The 1,685-nt window shown below is 61.1% G+C and carries 1 protein-coding gene; it reads right to left on the bottom strand.

Annotated elements, in window-relative coordinates:
* On the bottom strand, window positions 1–1,353 hold a 1,353-nt coding region (gene xdhA / locus WA145_RS09365; RefSeq protein WP_422581319.1), incomplete at its 3' end, for a xanthine dehydrogenase small subunit.
* Between the last annotated feature and the right edge of the window lie 332 nt (window positions 1,354–1,685).

Raw genomic sequence — 1,685 nt, 5'->3', positions numbered from 1 at the left:
GCGGTATTCCTTGCTGGCGCGGAAGTCGCTGAGCGGGGTGAAATCCTCGGCCAGCGCGGCACAGGCGCGTTCGATCACACCCGGGTACCAGGCCGAGCCTTGCAGCGCGGCTTCACAGGCGGCGGCGCGTTTCGGGATGGCGGCCATGCCACCAAAGGCGATGCGCGCGTTTTGCACCACGCCATCTTCGACCACCAGGTTGAAGGCGGCGCAGACGGCGGAGATGTCATCGTCGAGGCGCTTGGACACCTTGTAGGCGCGGAACGCCTGGCTGGCCTGGTGGCGCGGCACGATGATCTTCTCGATAAATTCGGCTTCCTGGCGCGCAGTCACCTTGTAGTCGAGGAAGTAGTCTTCGATCGGCAGCGTGCGGCTCTCGCTGCCCTTACGCAGGACAATCTGCGCGCCGAGGGCGATCAGCAGCGGCGGGGCGTCGCCAATCGGCGAGGCGTTGCCAATGTTGCCACCCAGGGTGCCCTGGTTGCGGATCTGCAAGGAGGCGAAACGGTGCAGCAGCTCGCCGAAGTCCGGGTAGTCCTGGGCCAGCGCGGCGTAGCAATCGGACAGCGCGGTGGCGGCACCGATTTCGATGCGCTCGGCGGTGACTTCCACGCGCTTCATCGCTTCGATATGACCGACATAGATCATCACCGGCAGCTCGCGGTGGAACTGGGTGACTTCTAGGGCCAGGTCGGTGCCACCAGCCAGCAGGCGCGCCTCCGGATTGGCGGCGTAGAGATCGGCCAGATCGGCGACGGTCAGCGGCAGCAGGCAGCGTTTGTCGCCGCTATTGAGCTCGGCGGTGTCCTGCGGGGCGATGGCTTTCAATTGCGCGACGGTTTCGGGCTCAAAGGCATCGAACTGATCCGGCTGCTTCTGGCAGCAGGCTTGTTCGGCTGCATCGATAATTGGACGGTAGCCGGTGCAGCGGCACAGGTTGCCGGCCAGGGCTTCCATGGTGTCGGCCTTGTCGAAACCGCTGCTGTTTTTCTGCAGGGCGAACAGCGACATGACAAACCCAGGGGTGCAGAAGCCGCACTGCGAGCCGTGGCAGTCGACCATGGCTTGCTGCACGCTGTGCAGCCTGCCCTGGTGCTTGAGGTCTTCAACCGTGATCAGCTGTTTGCCGTGCAAGGAGGAGACGAAGGTCAGGCAGGAGTTGAGGGTGCGATACCGCACGCGCTCGCCATCCAGCTCACCGACCACCACGGTGCAGGCACCGCAGTCGCCTGAAGCGCAGCCTTCTTTGGTTCCGGACTTGCCGACATGCTCACGCAGATAATTGAGCACGGTGATGTTTGGGTCCAGGGCATGCTCAGTACGCAGCTCCCGGTTGAGTAAAAACTGGATCAAGGACGACCTCCAGGCACTTTATTGTTCTCGTATCAGGCTCTGCTGAAACGACTGAGCACGATGGCGCAGCGTTTCCACACGGCTTGGCATGAGGCGAATCTAGAGTTTTCTGACTTTAGGGTCAACAAATATTTGACTCTTTGGTCAGGTGATTGTCATACGATTCAGTTATGAGCGCGAAAAGCCCTGCAGCTCGGTTAAACGCTAGCCGCTTTTATGCCAAGCAAGGAGCTGTAGACGGATACAGTGCCGCTCATAAAAAAACGCCAAGGGTGGGAGCCCTTGGCGTTTTTTTGTTGCGGCGGCTGCGCTTAGGAGTGAGTTAGCTGCGA

It is taken from the genome of Pseudomonas sp., from assembly GCF_049301935.1.
Classification (GTDB): Bacteria; Pseudomonadota; Gammaproteobacteria; order Pseudomonadales; family Pseudomonadaceae; genus Aquipseudomonas.
The sequence above is the reverse complement of the archived record's forward strand: the minus strand, read 5'-3'. Positions and strand labels throughout refer to the sequence as shown.